28 protein-coding genes and 1 pseudogene are annotated in these 26,768 nt (G+C 62.2%); 20 read left to right on the top strand and 9 right to left on the bottom strand.

The window, feature by feature from the left end; translation table 11 throughout:
* Positions 1 to 11: 11 nt before the first annotated feature.
* From V8Z65_RS00865 to V8Z65_RS00840, 6 genes are read left to right on the top strand one after another with little or no spacing between them, the layout of a single operon-like run.
* A complete protein-coding gene (locus V8Z65_RS00865) occupies positions 12 to 971 on the top strand; it encodes an ABC transporter permease (RefSeq protein ID WP_338721920.1) in 960 nt (319 codons plus the stop codon).
* Positions 971 to 1,813 carry an ABC transporter permease gene (locus V8Z65_RS00860; RefSeq protein ID WP_338721919.1) on the top strand — a complete coding sequence of 281 codons (843 nt, stop codon included), beginning with the start codon at positions 971 to 973 and terminating at the stop codon, positions 1,811 to 1,813. The genes V8Z65_RS00865 and V8Z65_RS00860 overlap by 1 nt, the downstream gene beginning before the upstream one ends.
* Positions 1,810 to 3,540, top strand: coding sequence for an ABC transporter ATP-binding protein (locus V8Z65_RS00855; protein WP_338721918.1), 1,731 nt, complete (start codon positions 1,810 to 1,812; stop codon positions 3,538 to 3,540). The genes V8Z65_RS00860 and V8Z65_RS00855 overlap by 4 nt, the downstream gene beginning before the upstream one ends.
* Entirely contained in the window at positions 3,537 to 4,529 is a 993-nt protein-coding gene (locus V8Z65_RS00850; RefSeq protein WP_338721917.1) for a serine hydrolase domain-containing protein, read from the top strand. Before V8Z65_RS00855 ends, V8Z65_RS00850 begins: the two co-directional genes overlap by 4 nt.
* 10 nt (positions 4,530 to 4,539) lie before the next feature.
* On the top strand, positions 4,540 to 5,658 hold the full coding sequence (locus tag V8Z65_RS00845; RefSeq protein WP_338724089.1) for an anhydro-N-acetylmuramic acid kinase: 1,119 nt from the start codon (positions 4,540 to 4,542) through the stop codon (positions 5,656 to 5,658).
* Positions 5,659 to 5,661: 3 nt separating this feature from the next.
* Complete coding sequence (locus V8Z65_RS00840; protein WP_338721916.1) at positions 5,662 to 6,084, top strand: GNAT family N-acetyltransferase; 423 nt, start codon at positions 5,662 to 5,664, stop codon at positions 6,082 to 6,084.
* A gap of 311 nt (positions 6,085 to 6,395) precedes the next feature.
* Here V8Z65_RS00840 and V8Z65_RS00835 read toward each other — a convergent pair whose 3' ends face one another.
* Both V8Z65_RS00835 and V8Z65_RS00830 read right to left on the bottom strand, forming a co-directional pair.
* A complete protein-coding gene (locus V8Z65_RS00835; RefSeq protein ID WP_338721915.1) occupies positions 6,396 to 7,721 on the bottom strand; it encodes an ATP-binding protein in 1,326 nt (441 codons plus the stop codon).
* A 2-nt stretch (positions 7,722 to 7,723) separates the two neighbouring features.
* The gene (locus V8Z65_RS00830; RefSeq protein WP_338721913.1) at positions 7,724 to 8,449 is read right to left on the bottom strand and encodes a response regulator; all 726 of its coding nucleotides are present in this window, start codon (positions 8,447 to 8,449) and stop codon (positions 7,724 to 7,726) included.
* A 62-nt stretch (positions 8,450 to 8,511) separates the two neighbouring features.
* Here V8Z65_RS00830 and V8Z65_RS00825 point away from each other — a divergent pair, with 62 nt between their 5' ends.
* Positions 8,512 to 9,057 (top strand): EF-hand domain-containing protein, encoded by a 546-nt coding sequence (locus V8Z65_RS00825; RefSeq protein ID WP_338721911.1) that lies wholly within the window; start codon positions 8,512 to 8,514, stop codon positions 9,055 to 9,057.
* A gap of 259 nt (positions 9,058 to 9,316) precedes the next feature.
* On the top strand, positions 9,317 to 9,709 hold the full coding sequence (locus V8Z65_RS00820) for an SH3 domain-containing protein (RefSeq protein ID WP_338721910.1): 393 nt from the start codon (positions 9,317 to 9,319) through the stop codon (positions 9,707 to 9,709).
* 43 nt (positions 9,710 to 9,752) lie between these two features.
* Here V8Z65_RS00820 and V8Z65_RS00815 read toward each other — a convergent pair whose 3' ends face one another.
* From V8Z65_RS00815 to V8Z65_RS00805, 3 genes are read right to left on the bottom strand one after another with little or no spacing between them, the layout of a single operon-like run.
* Positions 9,753 to 10,613, bottom strand: a complete 861-nt coding sequence (locus tag V8Z65_RS00815) for a sigma-70 family RNA polymerase sigma factor (protein ID WP_338721909.1) — start codon at positions 10,611 to 10,613, stop codon at positions 9,753 to 9,755.
* The gene (locus V8Z65_RS00810) at positions 10,610 to 11,386 is read right to left on the bottom strand and encodes an SDR family oxidoreductase (protein ID WP_338721908.1); all 777 of its coding nucleotides are present in this window, start codon (positions 11,384 to 11,386) and stop codon (positions 10,610 to 10,612) included. Before V8Z65_RS00810 ends, V8Z65_RS00815 begins: the two co-directional genes overlap by 4 nt.
* A gap of 4 nt (positions 11,387 to 11,390) precedes the next feature.
* Positions 11,391 to 11,732 carry an antibiotic biosynthesis monooxygenase gene (locus tag V8Z65_RS00805; protein ID WP_338721907.1) on the bottom strand — a complete coding sequence of 114 codons (342 nt, stop codon included), beginning with the start codon at positions 11,730 to 11,732 and terminating at the stop codon, positions 11,391 to 11,393.
* 265 nt (positions 11,733 to 11,997) lie between these two features.
* On the opposite strand from V8Z65_RS00805, the gene V8Z65_RS00800 reads away from it, so the two are divergent.
* Complete coding sequence (locus V8Z65_RS00800; RefSeq protein WP_338721906.1) at positions 11,998 to 12,366, top strand: DUF1801 domain-containing protein; 369 nt, start codon at positions 11,998 to 12,000, stop codon at positions 12,364 to 12,366.
* Here the strand turns inward: V8Z65_RS00800 and V8Z65_RS00795 are convergent.
* Positions 12,363 to 13,304, bottom strand: a complete 942-nt coding sequence (locus tag V8Z65_RS00795; protein ID WP_338721905.1) for an AraC family transcriptional regulator — start codon at positions 13,302 to 13,304, stop codon at positions 12,363 to 12,365. The two genes, V8Z65_RS00800 and V8Z65_RS00795, sit on opposite strands and share 4 nt — an antisense overlap.
* A gap of 105 nt (positions 13,305 to 13,409) precedes the next feature.
* Here V8Z65_RS00795 and V8Z65_RS00790 point away from each other — a divergent pair, with 105 nt between their 5' ends.
* The 4 genes from V8Z65_RS00790 to V8Z65_RS00775 all read left to right on the top strand — a co-directional run bounded on the left by V8Z65_RS00790 (position 13,410) and on the right by V8Z65_RS00775 (position 16,196).
* Entirely contained in the window at positions 13,410 to 14,360 is a 951-nt protein-coding gene (locus tag V8Z65_RS00790) for an SDR family NAD(P)-dependent oxidoreductase (RefSeq protein WP_338721903.1), read from the top strand.
* Positions 14,361 to 14,705: 345 nt separating this feature from the next.
* A complete protein-coding gene (locus V8Z65_RS00785) occupies positions 14,706 to 15,290 on the top strand; it encodes a TetR/AcrR family transcriptional regulator (protein WP_338721902.1) in 585 nt (194 codons plus the stop codon).
* Between the two features lie 16 nt (positions 15,291 to 15,306).
* Positions 15,307 to 15,600 carry a hypothetical protein gene (locus tag V8Z65_RS00780; protein ID WP_338721900.1) on the top strand — a complete coding sequence of 98 codons (294 nt, stop codon included), beginning with the start codon at positions 15,307 to 15,309 and terminating at the stop codon, positions 15,598 to 15,600.
* Positions 15,597 to 16,196, top strand: coding sequence for a DNA-3-methyladenine glycosylase I (locus V8Z65_RS00775; RefSeq protein WP_338721898.1), 600 nt, complete (start codon positions 15,597 to 15,599; stop codon positions 16,194 to 16,196). The genes V8Z65_RS00780 and V8Z65_RS00775 overlap by 4 nt, the downstream gene beginning before the upstream one ends.
* A 1,270-nt stretch (positions 16,197 to 17,466) precedes the next feature.
* On the opposite strand, the gene V8Z65_RS00770 is transcribed toward V8Z65_RS00775, so the two are convergent.
* On the bottom strand, positions 17,467 to 17,904 hold the full coding sequence (locus V8Z65_RS00770; RefSeq protein WP_338721897.1) for a peptidylprolyl isomerase: 438 nt from the start codon (positions 17,902 to 17,904) through the stop codon (positions 17,467 to 17,469).
* 539 nt (positions 17,905 to 18,443) lie between these two features.
* Here V8Z65_RS00770 and V8Z65_RS00765 point away from each other — a divergent pair.
* A pseudogene (locus V8Z65_RS00765) lies at positions 18,444 to 18,785 on the top strand (lytic transglycosylase domain-containing protein); the annotation flags it as partial.
* Here the strand turns inward: V8Z65_RS00765 and V8Z65_RS00760 are convergent.
* A complete protein-coding gene (locus V8Z65_RS00760) occupies positions 18,782 to 19,171 on the bottom strand; it encodes a response regulator (RefSeq protein ID WP_338721895.1) in 390 nt (129 codons plus the stop codon). The pseudogene V8Z65_RS00765 and the gene V8Z65_RS00760 overlap by 4 nt on opposite strands.
* A 206-nt stretch (positions 19,172 to 19,377) precedes the next feature.
* Between V8Z65_RS00760 and polA the strand changes: the two genes are divergently transcribed.
* From polA to V8Z65_RS00730, 6 genes are all read left to right on the top strand, one after another.
* Positions 19,378 to 22,299, top strand: a complete 2,922-nt coding sequence (gene polA / locus V8Z65_RS00755; RefSeq protein WP_338721894.1) for a DNA polymerase I — start codon at positions 19,378 to 19,380, stop codon at positions 22,297 to 22,299.
* Positions 22,299 to 23,357 carry a DUF4062 domain-containing protein gene (locus V8Z65_RS00750; protein ID WP_338721893.1) on the top strand — a complete coding sequence of 353 codons (1,059 nt, stop codon included), beginning with the start codon at positions 22,299 to 22,301 and terminating at the stop codon, positions 23,355 to 23,357. The genes polA and V8Z65_RS00750 overlap by 1 nt, the downstream gene beginning before the upstream one ends.
* 821 nt (positions 23,358 to 24,178) lie before the next feature.
* Positions 24,179 to 24,580, top strand: coding sequence for an OsmC family protein (locus tag V8Z65_RS00745; RefSeq protein ID WP_338721891.1), 402 nt, complete (start codon positions 24,179 to 24,181; stop codon positions 24,578 to 24,580).
* Between the two features lie 95 nt (positions 24,581 to 24,675).
* The gene (locus tag V8Z65_RS00740) at positions 24,676 to 25,320 is read left to right on the top strand and encodes an NAD(P)-binding domain-containing protein (protein WP_338721890.1); all 645 of its coding nucleotides are present in this window, start codon (positions 24,676 to 24,678) and stop codon (positions 25,318 to 25,320) included.
* A gap of 67 nt (positions 25,321 to 25,387) precedes the next feature.
* Positions 25,388 to 25,834, top strand: a complete 447-nt coding sequence (locus V8Z65_RS00735; RefSeq protein ID WP_338721888.1) for a DUF1810 domain-containing protein — start codon at positions 25,388 to 25,390, stop codon at positions 25,832 to 25,834.
* Positions 25,835 to 25,918: 84 nt separating this feature from the next.
* The gene (locus tag V8Z65_RS00730) at positions 25,919 to 26,176 is read left to right on the top strand and encodes a hypothetical protein (protein WP_338721887.1); all 258 of its coding nucleotides are present in this window, start codon (positions 25,919 to 25,921) and stop codon (positions 26,174 to 26,176) included.
* 154 nt (positions 26,177 to 26,330) lie between these two features.
* Here the strand turns inward: V8Z65_RS00730 and tsaE are convergent, their stop codons facing one another.
* The gene (tsaE, locus tag V8Z65_RS00725; protein ID WP_338721885.1) at positions 26,331 to 26,756 is read right to left on the bottom strand and encodes a tRNA (adenosine(37)-N6)-threonylcarbamoyltransferase complex ATPase subunit type 1 TsaE; all 426 of its coding nucleotides are present in this window, start codon (positions 26,754 to 26,756) and stop codon (positions 26,331 to 26,333) included.
* Positions 26,757 to 26,768: the final 12 nt, after the last annotated feature.

The raw sequence follows: 26,768 nt of genomic DNA, 5'->3' as shown, positions 1-26,768 counted from the left end.
GATCACGTCCCATGAGTTATGTGGTTCAGCGCTTGCTGACCTTCCCGCTGATCCTTCTCGGCGTTTCCATTCTGGTTTTTGTCGCCATAAGGCTGGTGCCGGGCGATGCCATCACCGCCATGCTGGGAACCGAAGCGGGCCTTTTGACCCCGGCGCAAAGGGATGCGCTGGCCGCCTATTTCGGCATCGACCAACCCGTCTGGGCGCAATATCTGCGCTGGCTGACCGGCCTGTTCCAGGGCGATCTCGGGATTTCCTCGATCTATGGCAAACCGGTGCTGACCGTGATCCTCGAGCGCTTCCCGCTCACCCTACAGCTTTCGCTGATGTCCATGGTAATCGCGCTCAGCATCGGCGTGCCGCTGGGCGTCCTAGCCGCTTCACGCAACGAACGGCCCAGCGACCTTGTCGTGCGCGTTCTGGCCATGCTGGGCCAGTCGACGCCCAATTTTGTCGTGGGCATTCTCATCATCTATGTGCTGTCGGTGTTTTTCGGCTTCGTGCCGGCCATGGGCACGTTCACGCCGCTTTTTGTCGATCCCCTAGCCAGTTTCGGGCAATTGATCTTCCCAGCCGTTACGCTGGGCTTTGCCTTTGCCGCCTCGGTGACGCGTATTTCGCGCTCGGCCATGCTCGACGTCTTGAGCGACGATTATGTTCGCACCGCCCGGTCCAAGGGCGCGAGGCCGATGAGCGTGATCTGGCACCATGCGCTGCCCAACGCACTCATTCCGGTGGTGACGCTGTCGGGCGTCGAATTCGGCTATCTGCTCGGCGGTGCCGTCATCGTCGAACAAATCTTCGCCCTGCCCGGTCTGGGACGGCTCGTGCTCGATGCCATCACCCAGCGCGACTATGCGCTGGTGCAGGGCACGGTGCTGTTCATTGCCTTTAACTTCCTTGTGGTGAACCTGCTCGTGGACCTCGCCTATGTCGCCCTTGACCCGCGCATCCGGATCGGGAGGCGCTGATGGGCAAATTGCTGTCATCGCTGTTCCACCACCCCTCTGGGCGCATTGGCCTCCTCATCATCGGGCTTTATCTCATCGCGGCCATTATGGGCACGCTGGGCCTCACCCCGCATGATCCGTTGAAACTCTTCGCCATCGACCGGCTGAAGCCGCCCAGCCAGACCTATTGGTTCGGCACGGACCTTCTGGGCCGCGATGCCCTGAGCCGCCTGATGGTGGGTATAAGGCAATCGATGTTGATCGCCTTTGCCTCGGTGGCCATCGCCACTCTGGCTGGCACCGTTATCGGCCTCCTCTCAGCCTGGTGGGGCGGCATCTGGGATGGCATCTTCATGCGGGTCATGGATGTGCTGCTAGCCTTCCCGGCGATCCTTCTAGCCCTCCTGATCATTGCCATTGTCGGCCCCGGCACCATGACCAGCGTGGCCGCCATCGCCATTGTCTACACGCCCATCTTTGCGCGCGTGGTGCGCGGCCCGGCGCTCTCGCTCAAGCAGCGCGATTTCGTCGATGCCGCTCGCACCTTTGGCAGCTCGCAATTCTATGTGCTGACCCGGCATTTGCTGCTGAACCTGGTGGCGCCGCTGGCCGTACAGGTCACGCTCGCCCTGGCCTGGGCGCTGCTTACCGAAGCAGGTCTTTCCTTCCTGGGTCTGGGCACGCAGCCGCCGACGCCCTCGTTGGGCCTGATGCTGGCAGAAAGCCGCAACCTCATGCAGCACGCGCCCTGGCTGATGGCCTTTCCGGCGCTGACCATCATGCTGGGTATTCTCGGCTTCAACCTGACCGGTGACGCGCTCAGGGATATTCTCGACCCGCGTACCCAGAGGAGGGAAGCATGACCGAACTGCTTTCCGTCCGCGATCTCAGGGTCAGCTTCGGCCGGGACCCAGAGGCCAATGAAGTGGTCAGGGGTGTCAGCTTCGACCTAGCCGCCGGCGAGACGCTCGCCATTGTCGGGGAAAGCGGTTCGGGCAAGTCCGTCACGGCGCTTTCGGTCAACCGCCTCGTCGATTTCGGTGGCGGGCGCATTACCGGTGGCGCGATCCACCTCACCCGTTCCGATGGAACTGCGCTCGATGTCGCGAAGGCGAACGAAAAGACCATGCTGGGCATTCGGGGCCGCGATATCGGCATGATCTTTCAGGAACCCATGACCTCGCTCAACCCGGTGCACACCGTGGGCGCACAGATTGAGGAGGCGTTCCGTCTCTCCAAAGGGCTAACCGGGACGCAGGCGCATTCCGCAACTCTCGATGTACTGGCCCGGGTCCGCATTCCCGATGCGCATTCGCGCCTCGGCTATTACCCGCACCAGCTTTCGGGCGGCATGCGACAACGTATCATGATCGCCATGGCCCTGGCCGCCAGCCCGCGCCTGCTTATAGCCGACGAGCCGACGACCGCCCTCGATGTCACCGTGCAGGCCCAGATCATGGGCCTTTTGGCCGAGCTGCGCGAAGAGACCGGCATGGCGATGATTTTCATCACCCATGATATCGGGCTTGTTGCCGGCATCGCCGACCGCATCATGGTCATGCAGAATGGGCTGGCGGTCGAACAGGGCGCGGCCGATGCCATATTGGATGATCCCCAGCACGACTATACCAGGCACCTTTTGCGGGCTGTGCCGCATTTCACGTCTGGTAAGGCGGTGCGCAATGACAGCACGCGATCGGTTGCGCACGATCCCATCGTTTCGGTTGACGATCTGGTAGTGCGCTTCCCGGTGGGACGGGCCTGGTTGAAGCCCAAGGGTGCCATCCATGCGGTGGACGGCGTCAGCTTCGACCTTGTGCCGGGCGAGACCTTGGCCATTGTGGGCGAGAGCGGCTGCGGCAAGTCGACGACCGCCCGCGCCCTTTTGGGCCTCAACAGTCGCACGCGCGGCGCCGTTACGATTGGCTCGGGTCATTCCGGTCGTCCGGTTCAGATGGTGTTCCAGGACCCCTTCGCCTCGCTCAATCCGCGCCTTAATGTGGAGGCGCTGCTGGCCGAACCCGCCCTCGCAAATGGACAGCGGCGCAACGACAAGCTGCGCAAGCGCATGGCCTTCCTGCTCGACCGCGTCGGCCTGCCAGCGGATGCGCTGTCCCGCTATCCGCATCAATTTTCGGGTGGACAGCGCCAACGTCTCTGCATCGCCCGGGCGCTAATGCTCAATCCCGATGTGGTGGTGCTGGATGAGGCAGTGTCGGCGCTCGACGTGTCGGTCCAGGCCAAAGTGCTCGACCTCTTGATCGATCTGCAGCGCGAATTTGGCCTGGCCTATCTGTTCATCTCCCATGATATGGCCGTCGTCGAACGCATTGCCCATCGCGTCGCGGTAATGTTTGCCGGCCAGATCGTTGAAATGGGCGAGGCGCACGCCGTGCTCTCCGATCCACAGCACAGCTATACCAAGCGCCTGATTGCCGCCGTTCCGGCCATTGAGCGGCGCCGGCAAAGGTTTGCCGTCGATATGACGCAGGTCCCTTCGTTGGTCCGGCCGCCCGGCTATGAGCCACCCGCGTCGCGTTGGCGCGAGGCTGGCAAGGATCACCGTGTCCGCATAGAGGAAACGTCATGAGCCGTGTCAACTCGCAACTGGATCGCGCCTTTGCACCCCTGGCCGCCGCGATCGAAACCGGCCTTATTCCGGGCGGCGTGCTGGGCGTGGTCGACCGGAACGGCAATCGCGCCACCCGGGCCATGGGTCTGGCCCAGACCGTGCCCATAAGCCGGCCGATGCGGGAGGATACCTGGTTCGATCTGGCATCGCTCACCAAGGTGCTGTTCACCACCGAACGCGTGTTGGCGCTGGCCGATGCGGACTGCATCGATCTCGATGCGCCGCTAACCAGCGTCATGCCGGACTACCGACATTACAATCTCGACAATTGGGAGCGGAAGGTCACGTTCCGCCAGTGCCTCGGCCACCAAACGCCCTACCCGGCCGTTTTCCCGCTCTATACCTATGGCCGCGACCCGGACCTACTGCGCACCTTCCTCTTGCAGCATGAGTTTCCAGCCGGTCCTGCCGTCTATTCGGATATCAACTTCATCCTGCTCGGCCTCGCGCTCGAGCGGCTCGAAGGCAAATGGATTCGCGAGCAGGATCCGGGACAGGGCTTTGCCTGGTCGGCCGATCCGAATAGTGCTGCGGCCACCGAAGATTGCTATTGGCGCCACCGCGTGCTGGTGGGCGAAGTGCATGACGACAATTGTTCGGCGCTGCAAGGCGCGGGCCATGCGGGCCTGTTTGGCACGGTGACCAGCGTGCTCGATTTCGCCGAAGATAAGCTCAAGACCGCCGGCTCCGATGCTCTGATCCGCACCCCAATCTCGGCGCGCCGCACGCATGGCTGGGAGCGTCCCTTTGAAGGCTGGTCAGGTGGCGAACGTTGTTCGAGCCAGACCATTGGCCATACCGGATTTACCGGCACCGGGCTGTGGATCGATTTCACCCGCGGCCATGCCTGGACGCTTTTGACCAACCGCGTACACCCCACCCGCCATTTCGACAGCGGCATTATCCCGCTGCGCCGCGCCGTGGGCGATGCCATCAATGCAGAATAGGGAGATTGTCATGGAGCCGATCTGGGCCGTTGGACTGATGACGGGCACTGTGCTCGACGGCAATATCGACGTGGCGCTGCTACGCACCGACGGCGAAACCATCGAAGAGTTCGGTGCCTATACGCTAGCGCCCTACCCGCAATCGATCCGCGACCTGCTCGAACAAACCCTGGCGCAGGCGCGTAAGTGGAATTTTGAGGGCCCGGAGCCTGCCATTTTCGCAGAAGCCGAGGATGCACTGACCCGCGCCCAGTCGGCCGCAGTGCTCGACCTCGTGGCTCAGGCCGGCCTCAAGCCCGAGGACATTGGCATTATCGGTTTCCACGGCCAGTCGGTTCTGCATCGCGCGCCGCAACCGGGCCGCATCGGCGCCACCCGGCAGCTCGGCAATGGCGCACTCATGCATGCCCTGACCGGTATCAGAGTTGCTTACGATTTCCGCTCAGCCGATGTGCAGGCCGGCGGCCAAGGTGCGCCCTTGGCCGCGCTCTATCATCAGGCATTGCTCAGGAAGGTCGGGGCCACTGATGGCAAGACCGCCGTTCTCAATCTTGGCGGGGTCGCCAATGTCACCTTCTGGGATGGTACCGACACGCTGATCGCCTTCGATACCGGCCCGGCCAATGCGCCGATCAATGACTTCATCAAAGCGCACGGTCTTGGCGATATGGACCGGAATGGCGAAATGGCCCTGCGCGGCAAGGTCGATGAAGAGCGCCTCGCCCGCCTTCTGACCCATCGCTATCTCTCCGCCCCCTATCCGAAATCGCTCGACCGCTTCGACTTCCTCTCCACCATGGCCGATGGCCTGAGCGTCGAAGACGGCGCAGCGACGCTGACGGCCTTCACGACGGGAGCTGTGGGAAAAGCGCTCGACCTCCTTCCGCAACGCCCCGAAAAGCTGGTGGTCTGCGGTGGCGGGCGGCATAATCCGGCCGTCATGGCCATGCTCGGCACCCGCGCCGCTGTCGAAGCCGTTCCGGCCGAAGCCGTCGGCTGGCGTGGCGACGCGATCGAAGCGGAATGCTTTGCCTTCCTCGCCGTCCGCGTCATGCGCAGCCTGCCGATCAGCTTTCCCACCACCACCGGGGCGCCATATCCCCTGACCGGTGGTCTATTGGCAGCCTGAGCCATGCGCGCGCCCACCCTGGAAGTGACGGACACCCCGGACCAGGAGGACCTTGAGGCCATCGGCTCAGCTCTGGCTGCATTCAACCAGGCCGATGTCGGCCCGGCCGAGCGCAAGGCCCTGGCTGTTCTGGTGCGCGACGGTAAAGGGCTGATCGTTGCCGGCATATCGGGCTATACCGCCTGGGGCTGGCTCTATGTGCAATGGCTGTTCGTAGCTGAGAGCCACCGCGGCCAGGGCCTTGCCGGCCAGATGCTGGCTGCCGCGGAGGCCGAGGCCATCAGGCGCGGCTGCCGCGGCGCCTATATCGACACGTTCAACCCACAGGCCCTGAATGTTTATGAAAGGGCAGGCTATCGGGTCTTTGGCGCGCTGCCCGACTTCCCCAAGGGCCGCAGCCGCAGCTTTCTCTCCAAGACGCTTTAGTTCGTCCGCCGGCTTACGGCCGCTGGAAGGCGGCGCTTCGCCACTACTGGAGCGAGGGCCTGCGCCGTATCCCCAATCTGCACTTCGATATCCTCGGCGCCTATGAAGGTGTGGATTGTCTGACCATCAACTTCGTTAATCAGGAGGGCCGGGTGGCCAATGAGGTGTTGATCTTCGAGCAAGACCTGATCGTGCAAGGTTTTGCGACCCACATGACACCCGCTACGGCGCCGACGTTCAGGCCGTGACCAGGCGCTCGGGGGCCGGGGCGCCGGGCCGTACCTACGATCAGCGGGAATTTTTCCTCTCGGTCAGGCGTTGGGGAGGCGCAGGCTGGCGCGCAGGCCGCCGCCGGCTCGGTTTTCGAGCATAAGCGATCCGCCATTGCTCTCGGCCAGCGCCTTGACGATGGCAAGGCCGAGGCCAGCGCCACCCGTCCGGCGCCCGCGCGACGGTTCCAGCCGCTCGAAGGGCTGAGCGAGCCGTTCGGCCAAGGCAAAGGGAATGCCGGGACCGTCATCGTCGACCGTCAAAAGCACGCCATCGGCCTCACCAAGCTCCACCCTGGCGCTTTTGCCATAGCGGATCGCATTGTCGATCAGGTTGCCCAGCATGCGGCGGAAAGCGAGCGGCGGACATCGGCAGAGGAGAGGCCCGTGGCCTGCGAGAAGGGCCACAGGCTCACCCACTTCGCGCCGGAGACGGATGTAATCCTCGACCTCAGACCGGATGTCTATGACCGGTATGGGCTGTTCGTTTCTGACATCGTCGCGCGCGAATAGGAGCACATCGTCGAGAAGTTGCTCCATTTCGGTGAGGTCGTGGATGGCCTTGGCGCGTTGCTCAGCATCCTCGATGAAATCGGCCCGTAGCCGCAAACGGGTGAGATAGGTTCGCAGGTCGTGCGCAATAGCGGCAAGTGCGCGGGTTCGATCGGCGACGAGACCCCCAATCCGGTGCTTCATAGCGTTGAAGGCCACCGCCAATTCCTTGAGTTCGCTGGCGCCGGCTGCGATCACATCCGGCGCGGCGATGTCCTCGCGAAGGGCATGGGTGGCGGCCACAAGCCGGGAAACGGGCCGGACCACCTGCCAGGTCAGGATGAGCAGGATTGCCAGCAGAACCGCTACGACGACGGCTGCAATGGCCATATAGCGCGATGCGATGGTGCGCAGGATCACCGGCTCTCGCGCAATGGCCAGAGCCTGGCCGGTTCGCAGCTCAACGAACAGCATGAACGGAGCTTGCAACGCGTCGCCGGTAGGCCCACTATCGCTCGTCTCGACGCGGAAACGCCGGCCCCCGAACGCGCCAGTGGACCGTATGAGCCGGCTCTCAACTCCAGCACCGGACAGGAGACCGGGTTCCTGCGGGCCGTCAGCCGGGAATGCTGGAAGGAGCCTGACCGCCACCGCCCCGTTGTTGACGGCTGCGATGACCGCATCCCTCTGATCGGGCGCTACCGCCTCGAGTGCGCGCACGATCTCCAAGACCTCGGCAGGGTCAACCAGGCGGAACGCCATTGGCCGGTCGTCCGGCCAGAGCACGGCCGCCACGATGGCGGCCTGCAGGACCAAAGCACCGAGAAGAAATAGTGCTGCGATGCGGAACACAAGGCCGTTGAGGAGCCGACGCATATTCAGCGTTCCGCCTCCTCGACCTGCGGCGCGAAAAGATAACCGCCGCCGCGTACCGTCCGGATCATTCCCGGGCTCTTGGCATTGTCGCCGAGTTTACGTCGCAGGCGGCTCAACTGCACGTCGATCGTGCGATCATAGGGATTGGCGTCCCGCCCTCGGGTCCAATCGAGCAGTTGGTCCCGGGTGAGCACCCTTTGGGGACGGGCAAGCAGGGCGATGAGCAGATCGAACTCGCCACCTGTCAGTTCGACCGGATTTTTCTGGTGGTCCTCTAATTGGCGCGAGCCGGCATCGAGCGTCCATCCGGCAAAGCGGTAGACCCGGCCGGCCATGGCAGCCGGCCGATGGGCCGAGCGTGTCCGGCGCAGGATGGCCCGCACGCGGGCGACCAGCTCGCGGGGGTTGAACGGCTTGGGTAGATAGTCGTCGGCGCCAAGCTCCAGCCCGACGATCCGGTCGACATCATCGCCCTTTGCGGTCACCATCAGCACCGGCACCGGAAGGTCGCCGGCCTGGAGCCGCCGGCAGATGGACAGTCCGTCTTCGCCCTCCAGCATCAGGTCGAGCACTACCAGATCGACACGGCGCCGGCCGAGCAGCCGGTCGAGATCAACCGCGCCCTCGCAGGCGCCAACCTCAAATCCCTCGCGCGTGAGCAGGTTGCTGACCAGCGCGCGGATCTCGGGATCGTCCTCCACAACGGCGATGTAGCTGCGTTCGATCATGCATGGCCTATTCTCGTTGGCCGATAGAATCTGGTGTCGGATGCGGTCGAGGCAAGCCCTGAATGGCCGCGTTACACTTTGTTGCAATCGGAAACACGCCGGTCGTCGCCGAGCTGCAGGACTTGTGTAGGTCAGTGGTCTCTACCCACACAGAGGTCCAGGGGATGCCAAAGCCGACCATCAAGATTGTTGCACTCGCGGCTGCGACCGGCCTGTTAGCGGCCTTGGTCCACGCTGCCTTGGCTCAGGAGCGAGACATTACGCGTCTGGTGATGCGCGCCGATCTCAACGCGGACGGCCGTGTCACGCGGCAGGAATTCGCCGAGGCGCGCGCACGGCTCTTCACACGACTTGACCGCAACCGCGACCATTACCTCTCCTCCGAAGACGCTACTGGATGGCCCTTCGCCTGGCGCAAAACGGACGAACGCCTCAGGCACCTAATGGCGTCGCTTGACCTGGATCAGGATGGGCGTGTGAGCCGGGACGAGTTTGTCGCCGGCCGCGACGACCTCTTCGCCTTGGCTGACAGCAATGGGGACGACATGATCGATCATCGCGAGCTTGCGGTAATGCAAGGTGCGGCGACAATCCGACGACAACCATGATCCGTGGCGCCTAGCTCTTAGCGCTCGGTTCTTGCGCGCGGATCGACCGCGAAAGCGGCTTGTACGGCATCTTCGTCACCCGGTCCCGCTTCCCGCTGATCGCGCTGCAGCTCGAGAGGGCGCGGCAGGCGGTGATCGACACCTGTCAGCGATGGGATCTGTCGCGCGCGCCCTTGCGACCGCTACACTTCGTTACAATGCGCTCATCTTCGGTTTTCGCAGATGCGCAATCCTTCCCCCGCTCAACAGGGAGATCACCATGAAAGCAAAGCAGCTTCTACTCGCCGTCGCCGCGCTCGCCATCTCGGCGACCACCGCCATGGCCAATCCAGGAGCCACTACCGCAGCGGTCAACATGCGTAGCGGGCCGGGAACCCAGTATCAGGTCATCGTGGCAATCCCGGCCAGCCAGCCGGTGACCATCATCGGCTGCATATCGGGCTCGCCCTGGTGCGACATTGTCTGGGCCGATCGTCGCGGTTGGGTCTCGGCGAACTACATCTACTACTATACTACGCCTGCGACCCCGGTTCCGGTCACCACGGTCTACCAGCGCTTGCCGGCAGCCGCCCCATGGGTCGATGCGCGTCGCGACGCTCGCGTCGAATATAGGGTACAGCGGCGCTGGGATCGTTGGCTGGGTGGTCAATAGCGGGGCACCTCAAGCCGGCTGGCGGACGGGCGGCAACTTTGGCCTACCCCAATTGCAGCCATTTGGCGGCTTCCATCGCATAGGGCGTGAACAGGGAATCCCTGATGAACGCAATGCGCCGGTCCCGCCACGCCACCTCGACATAATGGCTGGGCTTTTCCGACGCTTGCCGCATATCGAAAACGAGCATGACCAGGCGTCCGTCAATGGCGCCGGCGCTGAACCGCCAATGCGGCGCTTCCGCATATCTGGCGAAATAGGGTTCGATCTTGTCTCGCCCGCGCAGCTCAAGCCTGGCGACAAGATCGAGCCGGACATCGTCCGCCAGCATTCGCCGCACGGCATCAAAATTGCCAGCACGAAACATGGTGACGAATTCGTGCAGGCGCCGCCGCTCATCCTCGGACATCGGGGGCACGTGCGCGTCTTCCAGGTTGTCCGCCAATGTCCGTAACGCGGCCCGACCGCGCTGCAGGGCGGACTTGGCCGCCGCCGCGCTGCAGCCCGCAATAGCGGCAATCTCATCGGTCGAATGACCCAGGACGTCTTTCAGGATGACAGCGGCCCGCTGGAGTTCGGGAAGACGCAGGAACGTGCGGAAACTGTAGGACATGACTTCCGGTGCCGTCGCTCTCTCCTCGATCTGCAATTGCTCAGTCAGTTCAAGATGATTGCGCCGCGACCGCATCCTGAGAAAATCGAGACAGACATTGTGGGCGACGCGGAAGAGCCACGCCGCATGGTTCTCGACCGCCGCACCCGCCGCATGCGCTTTCAGCGCCCGGATGAGCACATCTTGAACCACATCCTCACCATCGATGGTGGAGCCGGTCATGCGCGCGCAATAGCGGTGAAGGGCCGGTCTATGATCGGTGAGCAGTCGACCGAACTCGACTTCGTTCATCCCATATCCACTCCCACCGGTCCCTGGTCCTTCATCAGCGCATAGGCTACCCCGGAACGGTATTGCGGGTCGCACAGAATGTCGGCAACCTGCGCGCCCACTTCGTGGGGCTGCAATGCCGGGCCGTATCGCTTGAGCAGATAGTCCTCGACGCCGATGCCTTCGAGGCCGGCATAGGCCGAAGCGACGGCACGTCCCAGCTCGGTTCCCGCCATCAATTGGGACGGAAGCAGAACCTGAAAATGGATGCCGAGGTTACGCTCGCGCGACACGGCATTGGCGCTGTGGGCCATGAACCAGAGCATGCGCTTGGCGCCGACATAGCCGCCGGAGAGGCGCAGACTTTCAGGCGGGATATACGGCACGCCCAGAACCATTGCTGCACCACTGGACATGATGAGGACCCGGGATCCCGGGAGCATTGGGGTCTTCAACGCCGCCTGAACGCCGAGGAGGCCAATGCGCACATCTGTGTTCCAAATGACGGAAAATGCCTCGAATGACAGTGTGTCGATCGCCCCCATAGGCAGGCGCGCGCCGGCATTCAGGATGAGTACGGATGGGCGGAGTGCCACAATCGCGTCATCTATCAGACCTGCGTCCGTGGCGTCTCCGGCGATGACGCTGGCCCCTAGACCGACCATGTCGCGGAGCCGATCGTGGTCCCGGCCGATCACGGCTACCGCCGCTCCACGGCAAAGCAATTCCTCTGCCATGGCTCGCCCGAGGCCAGTACTGCCGCCGACGACCAGAACTGACATCTTGTCTCGCATCAGTTCATACCTCCGCATCTATCGCGTTGCGTGCATCGGTTGGAACGAGATGACCAAGAACCGACTCAAAGGACGCCAGCGCACGAACCTTGTTGAGAGAGGCCTGCATCCGCGGATCGGCCCTCATCGCTTCGACATGGGCTGCCGACTGCCACTGCGAGGAGATCACTACGGAGTGTCCGTCTTCACTGACCAGGAGTGCGCTCTCTCTCCACCCCGGGAGTTGCTTGACGACCGCTTCGATATTCTCGCTTAGAAGCGAAATGAGCTCATTGTGATGAGCCGAGGCGACCTTGAGCAGGTTGATAAGTGTCAGTCCGGTCGACGGTCTGGTGGTCGTGTGCATGGTAGTCTCCATGTGATGACATCCGAACATCTGCGACGGTCCAGCAGGACACGTCATTGCAATGACGACCCGACAGACCAAAACGGATCGCGCCTGACGAAATTTCATCACATGGTGGGTCTGGTTCATCGGAGGGAGAGCGAAGAGTCCCCCGGAATGACCATTCGTCTTGCATCCGTCGCCAGGAAGAACAAGGATCAAAAAAGTTCTGGCCTCATGGACCCGGCCAGCTTGCACCAGGCCGAATGGTCAGATGGGAGATGTCGTGACGCTGGACGAATTCCGACAAGGCCTCGATCCAGGTCTACTTGCCGCCGTGGATACACTCAGGGAGATCATTCTTGCCGCCGATGGTAATCTGACAGAGAGCATCAAGTGGAACGCACCCAGTTTTGCTAAGGACGGCGCAGACCGGATCACGCTGGGGCTGGAGCGTCGGGGCGGCGTTCGGCTCGTCCTGCACCGCGGCGCCAAGGTCCAAAATGCGGAGGGCTTCACCTTCGCCGATCCTGAGGGGCTTGCCAGATGGTCGGCGCCGGATCGTGGCATTGCCGTCTTCGCAGACAAGGCCGCGGTAGAGCATCAACGACAGGCACTGTTGGATCTATGCCGACGATGGCTAGCACTGGGCTAGTCGTTCCCCGACCAGCCCGAAGGCCGATTGGCCGCCTCCCGGCGATAGGCGCGTGGCGAACGCCCCATTATGCGCGAAAACGCGACGCTGAAGGCAGCTTCCGACTCATATCCGACCGCAAAAGCAATGGTACCGATGGGCTGATCGGTCCGCTTCAACCGCTCACTGGCGACCAGCATGCGCCATCGCGAGAGATAGCTCACCGGCGAGATCCCGACGACATCCATGAACCGCGCCGCAAAGGCTGAACGGGACATGGCGGCCTCCTGCGCCAGGTCCGATACGGTCCACCGACGCGTCAGGTCGGCGTGCATGGCCCGCACGGCCGGCCCGATCCGCCGATCCGCAAGCGCCTTCATCCAGCCCGGCGTGTGTGGGTCGCTTCGGCTCAGGTGCAGGCGCAGCACCTGGACGAGCATGACCTGGGCGAGCAGATTGGACATTAATTGCGCACCGGCTTCGCGCGCGGCAACTTCCAGGGCCAACTGGTCCAATGCCCAGCGCAGGACCCGGGACTGGGCAGTGTCGGATCGGGTGTGCACGACAGGAGGAAGGCCGCGAAAGAAGAGGCGGGCATATTCCTCCTCGAAGGAGAAGCGCCCGCCAATCAGGAAAAAGTCTCCGCCGCCATTGACCTGTGCGATCCCGTCTGTCGCCGCCGCATAGATCGGGCCGGCATCTATCGGCTCCTGGTCGAGGGCGCTCGCCAGCACGAATGGCAGCGGCTGCGTCAGCAGGAAACAGTCGCCCCGCGACAGCGCGATGGGCTCGCCCTCTCCGACCCGAAGCCAGCATGAGCCCCTGAGCACGGCATTGAACTTGATCCCGTCGGGCGGACCAAAGGTCATGGCCCAGGGACCCGCCGCGTCCAGGCCAGCGCTGATCCAGCTCTTGGGCCGGAGCAATGCCAAAGCTTCGGAGAGCGGATCTGAGACCATGTTGGACGATCGCAAAAGAAATCAAGCGCAAGGGATATGGATCGTACACTCTTCGGTCAATATGACCAAGGTGGCACATGCGTAGACGCCATAGGGAGAAAGACGATGAGCGACAGGCAGCATCCCATCGGATCAGGGTTTGACAAGCGTTCGACCGCCGAAGACGTCCTTGCGGGGATTGACCTCGGCGGAAAGGTGGCCCTGGTCACTGGCGGCTATTCAGGACTGGGCCTGGAGACCGTAAAAGCGCTTTCGCGCGCCGGAGCCAGTATCATCGTACCCGCACGCCGCCCCGAGGTAGCGCGGCGCGCCCTCGCGGGCGTCACCAATGTCGATATTCTGCCCATGGACCTGGCAGACCTGGATAGCGTACGCTCCGCCGCGCAAGAGATTGCCATGACCGGTCGACGGATCCACATGGCGATTTTGGATGCGGGTATCATGGCCTGCCCCGAGACCCGGGTCGGCCCGGGCTGGGAGGCCCAATTCGCCGTCAACCATCTTGGCCATTATGTGCTGATCAATCGCATCTGGAGCGCGTTCTCGGACGCTGCCCGCGTCGTCTCGGTTTCTTCCGGCGGCCATGGGATAACGGGCATGCGCTGGAATGATATTCACTTTGAGACCGGATACGACAAATGGCAGGCCTATGGTCAGTCCAAGACCGCCAACGTCCTTTTCGCGGTCAAGCTGGACGAATTGGGCCGCGACGCCGGTATTAGGAGCTATTCGCTGCATCCCGGTGCAATTCTGACACCCCTTCAAAGGCATCTCGGCAAAGAGGAGATGGTGGCCGCCGGCTGGATCGACACAGACGGCAATCTCGCAGATTCGACCTTCAAGACGCCGGAACAGGGGGCAGCCACCCAGGTCTGGGCCGCGACTAATCCTCGCCTCAACGTGATCGGTGGCGTCTACTGTGAGGACTGCGACATCGCACCGGTTTCCCGCGCGGATGGCGAACCGGGCGTCAAACCCCATGCCATAGACACCGAGGAGGCCACCAGGCTTTGGGCATATTCGGCAAAACTTACCGAGGAAAACGCCCTTGGTTGACAAGCGCCATTGGCAAGGTCTGGCCAAGGGCGGGCGGAAATGGGTAGGAAGCAACCAATACAGGGGCGCACTCGCCGTCTGACGAAAATGGAGCACCCCCGCCCCCATCTTGCCTTCGGAGGGCAGCGCTCTATCCAGCTGAGCTACGGGTGCAGGCCGGAATCGGGCTGTTGCCCGGTGGAACGGGCGCAAACTAGTCGAAGGCCTGCGTCTGCGCAACCAGGCAAATGCAAGCGTTTGACAGATTAGGTCATTCGTCCTATTTATTAGGCCAGTCGACCTAAATCCTGCGAGCCGGGGTCCTGGGCTGGCTTGATGAACGATGTGTGAACAGAGAGGCCCGAAATGCGCGGTGCCGAGACGAAAGCCGAGATTGTCGCCGAGGCGGACCGGCTGTTTTATCAGGGCGGGTTCGAGCACACATCGTTTGCCGATATCGCGGCGGCGGTGAACATTGCCCGCGGCAATTTCTACTATCACTTCAAAAGCAAGGACGAGATCCTGGCGGCGGTGATCGACCGGCGGTTGGCGGAGCGCAAGGCCCTGCTGGCGCAGTGGAGCGCGGACAATCCGAACCCGCGCGCCCGCCTTTCGGCCTTTGTGCGCATTCTGGAAGTCAATGGCGACAAGATCATGCGCTATGGCTGCCCGATCGGATCGCTGGCCACGGAATTGAGCAAGCTCATGCATGAGGCGCGGGGGCCGGCCGTGGCGCTGTTCGACCTGTTCCGCGACTGGCTGGCCGAACAATTTGCCGCCCTGGGCTGCGCTGATGCCGAGGCTCCGGCGCTGCATCTATTGATGCGCAGCCAGGGTGTGGCGGTGCTCTATACCGCCTATCGCGACCCGGAATTCGTCGCCCGGGAAATGGCGGCCATGGAAGACTGGATCGATGCGGTGACCGCAAAGGCCGCTGCTGCCAAGCCCTGACAGGAGGAGAATGATCATGTTCATGGTGCTGCTCAAGCCGCTGCCGGGCGGCGCCCGCCCCGGCGACCTCGTGGCCGGACACAAGGCCTGGCTGGAACAGGGGCTCGCGGACGGTATCTTCTGGCTCTGGGGCAGTCTCAAGCCGGATGGTGGCGGGGCGATCCTGGCGCATGGGCTGGACCGGGCGGCTCTGGACCGGCGCGTCGCGGCGGACCCTTTTGTCAGCGGCGGCGTGGTGCAGCCGGAAATTATCGAAATTGCGCCGGCCCGCGCCGCAGCCGGACTGGATTTTCTTTTGGAGACAGCATGAGCCTGTTTGAAGCGCCCGATGGCCTACCGCGTTGCCGCTGGTGCGGTGGGGCGCCCGAATTTGTGCCCTATCACGATCATGAGTGGGGCTTTCCGGTGGGCGACGACCAGCGATTGTTCGAGAAGCTCAGCCTTGAAGGCTTCCAGTCTGGCCTGAGCTGGCGGACGATTTTGAACAAGCGCGAGGCCTTTCGCGCCGGCTTTGCCGATTTCGAGATCGACAAGGTCGCCGCCTTTACCGAAAAGGACATGGACCGGCTGCTGGCCGACAAGGGCATTGTGCGCCACAGGGGCAAGATCGAAGCGGTGATCAACAATGCGGCGCGGGCGCAGGAGCTGATCGCCGAGGCCGGGTCCATCGCCGCCTTTGTCTGGCGCTATGAGGCCAAAAGCCCGGCCCCGCCGCAAAGCCAGACGACATCGCCTGAATCGATTGCTCTGTCCAAGGCGCTCAAAAAGCGCGGCTGGAAATTTGTCGGCCCCACCACGGTCTTTGCCTTCATGCAGGCCATGGGCCTGGTCAATGACCACGCCGAGGGATGCGTGAGCCGGGTAAAGGCGGCGGAAATGCGGGAGGGGTTTGTGGTGCCGGGGTGAGGTGGTGTTCTGTGGAAAGAAGGGGTCTGCTAGCGACCCCATACCAGTCAAACCGGGATTCGAGGATTGTGTCCAAAACCTGCCAGGACGATGGCTCTGCCATGCTCCCGCCAAGATCATTTAGAATAAATTTACACCAAAATGTCCAAAGTTACAATCGCGGCAAGTGATGATATGAAGCCAGAAGCCAGCAAAAACAGATCTAATTTCCGCTCCGGATCAAACAATGCTCGCAAGAATTTGGCTCTTTTGTCGACCCTCTGATCCTTCGGCAACCTGCTTATCTCAATTGGGCTGTCAAATCCAACGCCAGACCGCTTGGCCACGCGATAGATTGCGGTAATACTGGCCGCTAAACCCAAAGAGAATACGAGAAACAATATTTCACTCAAAGTCGAGTTCTCCCTCACGGCATGGGGTAGGCCCTGACGTTCTCAAAATGCCGCAGCCCATGAATTAATCGCAGATACTCGGAGTTGCCATAGCCTGTTTGCCGAGTCTGCATCTGTGGGTTTTCAGCCAGAACTCGACAGTCCCCTACCCACCCCTTTCCCGCCGATGACCAACGCTGTTCCTTGGCCCCTCGCCACCGCCTGCCTTGCCCATTGCGGGCGAGTAGAGGGTGACGACCGATATTTAACTCCGCGATGACCGGACGAACGATCAGCACAAGCTGACACCATCAGCTGGTCCCTGAGTGCGATGCACCCCCTCCCAACTTCGCTACGGCCTGACGGCCAAGCGCCGTTACCTCCCCCTGAAGAAGGGGGGGGGGAGAGGTTTTGACGCGGCACCTTTGTGAAACCTGTACCGATGTGTTTCCGCCCTATCTGGGGCGGATCGGGTGAGGGGTATCGAGACAAAAATCCCCGCCGTGGCGGGGATTGGTACTGCTCAATTGCGCGGGGCCAACGGGCACCTGGTGATGACCACCGCCTGTCACCCCGGCCCACGGGTCGCTTCGCGCCCGAGGATAAACTCCAGCCGGGGCCTAGCCTGATATATATCCGCGCTCTCTGTGGGTTCGGCCAATCGGAGATCGGCCCCGGGTCAAGCCCGGGGTGACAGCGTTGCGTTGTGCGAGAGTTGTCAAAGCCGCTACCCGCCATTCGCGCGTAGCGCTCATGGCCTGCTTGCCTCGCAAGGCTCCACCGGAGCCTTTCATCCGCTGCGCGGAACGGGTGACTACCCGCCATTCGAGCATAGCTCTCATGGCCTGCTTGCCTCGCAAGGCTCCACCGGAGCCTTGCGTCTTTCTTCGAAAGACCGGCTACGCAGCCTTAACGACCTCAACCAGTTCGACGTCGAAGACCAGGTCCTTGCCGGCGAGGGGGTGGTTGGCGTCGACGGTGACAGATTGGTCGTCCACGCCCACAACGGTGATGGGCAGCATGCCGCCATCGGCGGTGCGGGCCTGGAGCTGGGTGCCCACTTCGAGCGCAATGCCCTCGGGCACCTTGGCGCGGTCGAGCTGCTGGATGGCATCGTCGCGGCGCGGGCCATAGGCCTCGTCGACGGGGATGGTGACGGTGCTCTTGGCGCCGGTTTCCATGCCGGTCACATGGGCCTCGAGCCCCTTGATCACCTGGCCCTGGCCAAGGGTGAACTCCAGCGGCGCCCGGCCTTCGGAAGTATCGAACTGGGTACCGTCGGTCAGGCGGCCGGAGTAGTGAATGCGCACGGTGTCGCCGGTAGTGGCAGTGGTCATGGGACGAGCCTTTCAGATTTTGTCTGACCCTCGCTCGTGAGGGCTCTTGTGGTCAGTCGCGCAAAGTGCCGCTCGGCAACAATGAGGCGAAGCGGCAGAACGGTCAGGCATGGACCGCGAACGCACGACGGCGAAGCCCAAGTCTAAGGCCTTGAGCGGGGATGTAAAGTTTTGCGCCGCAATCCCGGCCAGACCGGCCTTGGGGCCGCTCACACTTGCGCCCCGGTCGCATTTCCGCCATCAAGCCGCCGTGTTTGCCGCGTAGCGGGCGGAAGAGAGGGACAGGTTTGGCATATAGAGGTAGAGCCATGACGGCGCGGCCGCTTTCCATTGCAGGTTCCCTGGCCATGGCGCTGGTGCTGGCCGGCTGTTCCATGGCCGGCATCAAGCCCATGCCCGGCAATAAATCGGCGACGGCCGCCATTGCCAGCTTTGCCCCTGTCGAAGCCACGCCCGCCGGCCATGTGCCCAAGGCCGCCAATGTGCCCCCCGCGGCGGGCGCAATGCTGCTCGGCTATGCCGGCTCGGAGCGCGGGGCGCTCGATGGGCTGATTGCGCATTATGCAAGCCAATATGACGTACCCGAACATCTGGTGCGGCGGGTGATCGTGCGCGAAAGCGGCTATAATCCGGCGGCGCGCAACGGGCCGTATTACGGGCTGATGCAGATATCGCACGCTACGGCGCGCGGCATGGGCTATCGCGGCGAGGCGTCCGGCCTGCTCGATGCGGAAACCAATCTGCGCTATGCGGTGCGCTACCTGGCTGGCGCTTATATGACAGCGGGCGGCAATGACGATCGCGCGGTGCAGTTTTATGCCCGCGGCTATTATTACGACGCCAAGCGGCTGGGCCTATTGGAAAAAAGCGGGCTGCGCTAGATTTCCGTCGTCGGCGCCAGCACCTGGGCCAGGCACCCGCTCAATTCGGCCTCGTGGAAAGGCTTTTTGAGCTGGATGAAATCGTGGCCGGCCGCGTCGGGCACTTCGTCATAGCCGGTCGCCAGGAGGATGGGCAGGCCGGGCCGCAAGCGGCGCGCGGCGCTGGCCAGTTCGATGCCATTCATGCCGGGCATGGCATAATCGGTGATGAGCGCGGAAATATCGATCTCCGCCTGCATAAGGGCGAGAGCCTGGCTGCCGGAAAAGGCGCCCAGGGCCGTGTGTCCCAATTCGATCAGGACATCGACCATATTCAATGCAATCAAGGCATCGTCATCCACCACGAGAATGGTGGCGCCGTGGCCCTTGGGCGGGCTGGTTTGCACGAATGTGTCCTTTCGGCCGCGGGTGACCGCCGCGACAGGCGAGCCGCCCTCCGCGCGATCCAGATCGCCTAGCCTATGAAAGTGGCCAAGGTTGGTCCATGGGGATTTTTCCGCGTGAGACTGCTGACATATCCGGTCAGAAATGGGTGCCATCCTGGCGCCTGAGGCGATAGAGTCGCCGCCGACCGCTATAAGGGAATCGCCAAATGCATCTGCTGCTCGTCGATGGCTCGGGCTATATTTTCCGCGCCTTCCACGCCCTGCCCCCCCTGAGCCGCAAGTCCGACGGACTGCCGGTGGGCTGTGTGCAGGGGTTCTGCAACATGCTCTACAAGCTCACCCAGGACATGGATGGCGATGACGCGCCCACCCATATGGCGGTGATTTTCGACGCCAAGGGCAAGACCTTCCGCGACGATATCTATCCCCAATACAAGGCCCAGCGCCCGCCCGCGCCCGAAGAGCTGGTGCCGCAATTTCCCCTCACCCGCTCGGCCACGCGCGCCTTTTCCATTCCCTCGATCGAAATGGAGGGCTGGGAGGCCGACGACATCATGGCCACCTATGCGGTGATGGCGCGCGATGCGGGCTACAAGGTCACCATTGCCTCCTCGGACAAGGACCTGATGCAATTGGTGGAGCCCGATGGCTCGATCCGCCTGCTCGACACTATTCCCCGCCCCGGCCAGCCGCCGCTGAGGTGGATCGGGCCCGATGAGGTGATGACCAAGTTCGGGGTGACGCCGGACAAGGTGATCGATGTGCAGGCGCTGTGCGGCGACAGTGTCGACAATGTGCCGGGCGTGCCGGGCATCGGCGTCAAAACGGCGGCCGAGCTGATCAACACCTATGGCGATCTTGAAACCCTGCTGTCGCGGGCCGAGGAAATCAAGCAGCCGGCGCGGCGGCAGAAGCTGATCGAGAATGCCGATCTGGCGCGTGTTTCCAAGCAATTGGTGACGCTGGAGCAGAAGGTGCCGGTCGAGATCGCCCTCGATGGGCTGATCCGCCAGCCGATGAGCCCTTCGGCGCTGTTCCCGTTTTTGAAGGCGATGGAATTTGCCACCATCACCAAGCGGCTGGCGACGCTGCTTGAGGCCAATCCGGACGAATTCGAGGCCGATCCGGACCTCGCGGCCAATAAGGAAAGCCCGGTGCCCGGGGCGCCGCAGAAATCGACCTCGCTTTCGGTGGCCAAGGCCAAGCTTGCGGCCAATATGGTGCCCGGCTCCGGCCCGGCCCGTCATGCCGCCGAGGAGCATCAGCGCGTCAAAGCCATCCCGGTCAATTACGACGCCTATGAGATCGTGACGACGCCGGAGCAGCTCGAGGCCTGGATTGCTAAAATCGCCGACAAGGGCCATGTGGCGGTGGATACCGAAACCACCGGGCTCGACCCGCAAATGGCCGATCTGGTCGGCGTGTGCCTCTCCACCGAAATGGGTGAGGGCTGCTATATTCCGGTGGGCCACCAGAAGCCGGGCGACCTGCTCGGTGGCGGGGGCCTCGTCGAGGGGCAGTTGCCCATCGGCTTCGTGCTCGAAGCCTTGAAGCGCGTGCTGCAGGACCCTGCCATTCTCAAGATCGGCCAGAATGTCAAATATGACATGGAGGTGCTGGAGCGCTATGGCGTCACCATGGCGCCGATCGACGACACCATGCTCATTTCCTATGCGCTGGATGGCCCGCGCTATAATGGCATGGATGTGCTGGCCGACCATTGGCTCGATCACAAGACCATCACCTATTCAGAGCTCGCCGGCACCGGCAAGAACCAGAAGAGCTTCGACCAGCTCGAAATCGCCCAGGCGGCCCGCTATGCCGCCGAGGATGCCGATATAACCCTTCGGCTCTGGCATGTGCTGAAACCGCGCCTGGCCGCGGAAAACGCCACCGCGCTTTATGAAACCATCGAGCGGCCACTGGCGCCGGTTCTGGCGCGGATGGAAGCGCGCGGCATAACGGTTGACCGGCAAATTCTGGCCCGGCTTTCAGGCGATTTCGCCCAGCGCGCGGCAGCGTTCGAGGCTGAGGCGCATGAACTGGCCGGGCAGACATTCAACCTTGGCTCGCCCAAGCAGCTTGGCGAAATCCTATTCGACAAGATGGGGCTTGAAGGCGGCACCAAGACCAAGACCGGCGCCTGGTCGACCGGGGCCGATGTGCTCGAGGACCTGGCCGCCAAGGGCATTCCGCTGGCCCGCACTATTGTCGACTGGCGCCAGCTGACCAAGCTCAAGGGCACCTATACCGATGCCCTGCCCACCTATATCAATCCGCGCACCGGGCGGGTGCACACCTCCTATTCGCAGGCTTCGGTCTTGACCGGGCGGCTCTCGTCCAACGATCCGAACCTGCAAAATATTCCGGTGCGCACCGAGGATGGACGCAAAATTCGCTCGGCCTTTGTTGCACCCGAAGGCAAGACCCTGATTTCGGCGGACTATAGCCAGATCGAATTGCGCGTCCTGGCCCATATTGCCGATATCCAGGCGCTCAAGGATGCGTTCGAGGAGGGGCTGGACATTCACGCCATGACGGCGAGCGAAATGTTCAATGTGCCGGTGGAAGGCATGCCGAGCGATGTGCGCCGCCGCGCCAAGGCGATCAATTTCGGCATCATCTACGGCATTTCCGCCTTTGGCCTCGCCAATCAACTGGGCATCGAGCGCAGCGTGGCCGGGGACTATATCAAGACCTATTTCGAGCGCTTCCCGGGCATCAAGGACTATATGGACGCCCAGAAGGTGAAGGTGAAAGCCGATGGGCATGTGATGACCATTTTCGGCCGCAAGATCCAGTTCCCCAATGCCAATTCGGGCAATCCGAGCGAACGCGCCTTTGTCGAACGCGCCTCGATCAACGCCCCCATCCAGGGCTCAGCCGCCGACATCATCCGCCGCGCCATGATCCGCATGGAGCCTGAGCTGAAAAAGGCCGGCGTCGAGGCCGACATGCTGCTGCAGGTGCATGACGAATTGATTTTTGAGGTGCCGGAAGGGACGGAGGATCAGGCCATTCCGGTGATCAGACAAGTGATGGAAGGCGCGGCGGAGCCAGCGGTGCGGCTGACGGTGCCGATCCACGTGGATGCGCATGCGGCCAAGAACTGGGATGAGGCGCACTGATGATACGATCCAAAAACCGAAAGCTGCAGGTATTTGTCTCGAGCACGTTCACCGACCTACGAGACGAGCGACAGGCAGCGGTGGAAGCAATTCTAAAATCAGGCCACATACCGGCAGGGATGGAGCTGTTTACTTCCGGCGACCAATCGCAAATGGATGTGATCAAAAAATGGATAGATGAAAGCGATGTATACTTGTTGATACTGGGAGGAAGATACGGCTCAATTGAGGATTCAACACAAATTAGCTATACAGAGCTTGAATATAATTATGCACTAGACAAAAATGTTCCGCTATTTTCGTTAGTTCTGAGCGAAAGATGGGTAGAGGAAAAGGTCAAACTTCAGGGCCTGAGCATGACTGAAGGTGTAGCGCCACTTAAACTAAAGGCGTTTCGAGAAAAGGTTCTGACAAAACTCTCTGCGTTCGTCGATGATGAGAAGGACATCAAGCTTTCGGTATATGAAAGCCTAGCTGACTTCGCCGACGACGCTCGGGTCATAGGGTGGGTGCGCGCTGACACCGCCGGAGATATTACAAAGCTTAACACGGAAATTTCTGCGCTTCGTGAGGAAAACTCAGCGCTACAAAAGAGGTTAGAAGAAGTTAATGGAGAAAAAATCAATTCCAGTTCCAAAGCCATGGAAGAACAAGATGCTATTCTTAAGAAAATACTTTCTAGCATAAAATTGACCGTTCCCGCCGAGGCGGCGGGAGGTAAAAGTTTTGATACTAATGCCTATAAATGCGCTTATGACAATCGAGACGCGATCATAACCGGCGTATTCAACGAATACGGAATGCATGAAGGCGCCAGATTTCTATACTTCACCCTTTTGCCAAAGTTGCAAGCGCATGGGTTAGCTGACAATGAAAGAATTCCAGGCAAACCATACAGACGTTACTTCCTCAACAAAGAAGGTCAAAGTTTTTTTGCGCGGGAAGAGCGGAGACGATTGCTGGCAGAGGAAACGTCGGTCGAATTACTAGGCAAGTCCGTAGATGACGAACAAAAGCCCGCAACAAGAAAACGCACCAAAACTCCTAAGGTGTCCTAAAGGCAGATTTTGGGACACCGTGAGACGTGGTTAAACCGTGGCATCTGCAAAATAGGAAGGTTTTCGATTGCTAAGCATTGGTGAATTCGATTGCTCCCTCCTCAGTGTCTTGATGACGAACAAGGTTCGCCAAGACCGCCAATGGCGACGCGCACGCGCTCAAGCTACCCCATCACCACACCATTGGTGAATCGCAGCACGCGATCATCGCGTGGCTCCAAGTTTGTCTTCGGCCGCTCGCCGCTTTTGCAGACGAAGTCGACCTAATAGCGTCGATGGGAGCCTCCGTCGCCAGTGGATTCCTGCTTCCGTTCGGGTGCGGTTTGCTCGCGGCGGAGTTGGCGGGCGAAAGTAACGGGATCGTCCATGGGGGCTCCTACCCTCTGATCGTAGCACCGGGCAGTAGGAAGAACACGCCCATCCGGCCTCCCCTGAAGGAGGGAGCAGCACATTGAGCGCAATACTGCAGCAGGCTCCCACCTCGTCAACACCCACCGGCTGTCACCCCGGACCTGACCCGAGGCCCAGCCTGAGATGGGGCCGCGCGCGCAGAACGCTCGGCAGGGTGCAGATGGCGAGACCTCACGATGGGCCCCGGCTTTCGCCGGGGTGACAGCCGGGGTTGTGCGCGAGATCAGTGGTAACAAGAAGAATACCCCCACCCAACCTCCGCCTGATAGGGGGAGGAGTAGATTGAGCGCTTTACGGGTTTTGGTGCCCATAAGGGGTATCCGCGTATCGTGCTCGCCCCCAATTTGCGCTCGATCAAGCTCCCAGGCCCGGTCGGGGCTAGAGTGAATCGACAGTCTGAGGAGCGCGTCATGCTGCACTATGCCATTTCCGCCCGCCGGATCGACGCCCATGGCAGTATCAGCGGGGTGCGGGAGGCGCAGGTGAGCCTCGACACCTCGCTCGAGGGACGCGAGGATGCGCTTAACCCGGTGGAGCTGCTGCTTTCGGCCCTGGCCGCCTGCATGATCAAGGGGGTGGAGCGCGCCGCGCCGATGCTTGGCTTTGACTTTTCGGGGGTCGAGGTGCGCCTCGAAGCCGAGCGGCAGGACAGCCCGCCCATGATCACCGCCATAACCTATGAGCTGATCGTGGACAGCCCGGAACCCGACAGGCGGCTCGAGCTGCTGCACACCAATGTGCGCAGATATGGCACCATTTCCAATACGCTGGCGGCATCGACCAGCCTTGGCGGTTCGATCCGGCGAGCCTGAACCGGCCATAGCCAATGATCGGCGGGCAAGGGCCCGCCCTTGCCTGGCTCCGGCCGTGACCCCACATTGACCCGACGGACCGGAGGGAGACGATCATGCGTTATGCAGTGCTGGGAACAGGCATGGTGGGGCAGGCGCTGGCGCGGAAGCTGCGGGCGCTGGGCCATGAGGTGGCCATGGGGGCGCGGGAGATGGGCAATGAGAAGGCCCGGGCCTTTGCCGCAGAAACCGGTGGAGAGGCGATGGATTTTGCCCGGGCGGCGCGTTTTGGCGATGTGGTGATCAATGCCACGAGCGGCGCCCATGCGCTTGAGGCGCTGAACCAGGCTGGGGCGGAGAACCTTGCGGGCAAGGTGCTGATCGACATTTCCAATGCGCTGGATTTTTCGCAGAAGCCGCCGGTGCTCTCGCTGGCCAATACGGACAGCCTGGGCGAGGCCATCCAGCGGGCCTTTCCCGAGGCGCTTGTGGTCAAGACGCTCTGTACGGTCAATGCCAATGTCATGGTCGATCCGGCGCGCCTGCCGGGCGAGCATGTCATTTTTCTTTCGGGCAATGATGCCGATGCCAAAAAGAGCGTGCGCGAGATGCTGGCCGGTTTCGGCTGGCGGGAAATCATCGATCTGGGGCCTATCGAGAGCGCCCGCGCCCAGGAAATGATGATGCCGATGTGGCTGCGGCTCTGGGGGCATTTGGGGACGCTGGACTTTAACTGGATGCTGACCCGCCGGAGCGATTGAGCCGCCAGGTTGGGCCGGGGCCGATTTCGGGTTAGGATCGATCAACGGAACGAGGGGAGGACGAGCCATGACCGGCAGCCACGGCGCCATGATCGCCAAATTCCTTGCCGCGCAGGACCAGATCTATCCCACGGCGCTGCACGAATTGCGCGCCGGGCGGAAACAGACCCATTGGATGTGGTTCATTTTCCCCCAGCTTGCCGGGCTGGGGCAGAGCGAAACCTCGAAACGTTATGCCCTGCATGACCTGGCAGAGGCGCAGGCCTATGCGGCGCACCCGATTTTGGGGGCGCGGCTGGACGAATGCACCGAGGCGGTGCTGCTGCATGCGCCCGGTGGGGTGGCGCCGCGCGATCTCAAAAGCGTTTTCGGCGCGCCGGACGACAGGAAGTTCATTTCCTCCATGACGCTGTTTGCCCGGGCCCTGCCCGAGCATCGCCTGTTCCGCGCTGCGCTCAGCGCTTTCAATGGCGGCCATGAGGATGGACGGACCGTGGCGCTCCTCGGCTCGTGAACGCCGCGCCGGTCACAATGGGCAACCCCATGGCCCCTGCCTCCGTTGGGTTTCATAGACCCCGGCACGAGGAGGATATGGGCCATGCAACAGAGCAATCACCAGACCCGCGGCACTGAAAAGACCGGTCAGGGTCCCCGCACGCGCGAGCAGCAAAAGGCAATCATCGAGGGACGGGTGAAGACCCGGGGCGCCCCGGTGGATCCGCATGAAACCCCGATCAGCGAAAAGCGCGAAGCGGCGACCCCGCCGCCGAAATTTTACGACAATTCCACGGGAGACCGCACCATCAAGCGCGGCAATACGCAGGAAGACACGCATCATAAAAGGCGGGCCGAATAGGCAAAGCCGCCATCTGTTTCGGCGCTAGACTGACCCGCCCGGGAGGCGGGGTTTTTCGTCAGCCGGGCAAGGCCGGATCGGGCTGGACGGGCGGTAGCTGGGTCTGCATGGACGGGTCTCCTGGTCCTTCAAGGACCAACCCGGCGCCGGGCGATCAGTTCCGCAAGACCGATACCTGGCGCCCGATCCCGCCGGGCGGAATGGCGAGCCGCACCGTTACGGTCGCCGCCGCCACCAATTGGGGCGCCCGCTCGGCCCATTCCACCAGCACGATGGCAGCGGGATCATCGAGCAGGCCCAGCTCGTCCATTTCGGTGGCGTCGGCCAGCCGGTAGAGATCGGCATGCAGCACCGGCGCAAGGGGCGTGTCATAGGGCTGGAGCAGCGCAAAGGTCGGGGACGGCACATCCAGCGCCGGATCGCCGGCCAGGGCACGAATGATGGCGCGGGCCATGGCGGTCTTGCCGGCCCCCAGATCGCCCTCGAGGCTGACGATATCCCCGGGCTTCAATGTCGCGGCAAGCTCGGCGCCGAAACGGGCGGTGGCGTCATCGTCGGGGAGGAAGGTTTTGGTCGGCAAGTCCATTGGCTC

It is taken from the genome of Devosia sp. XK-2 (genome assembly GCF_037113415.1).
Classification (GTDB): domain Bacteria; phylum Pseudomonadota; class Alphaproteobacteria; order Rhizobiales; family Devosiaceae; genus Devosia.
Note: the sequence above shows the minus strand (reverse complement) of the source record. Positions and strands in the feature narration are given on the sequence as shown.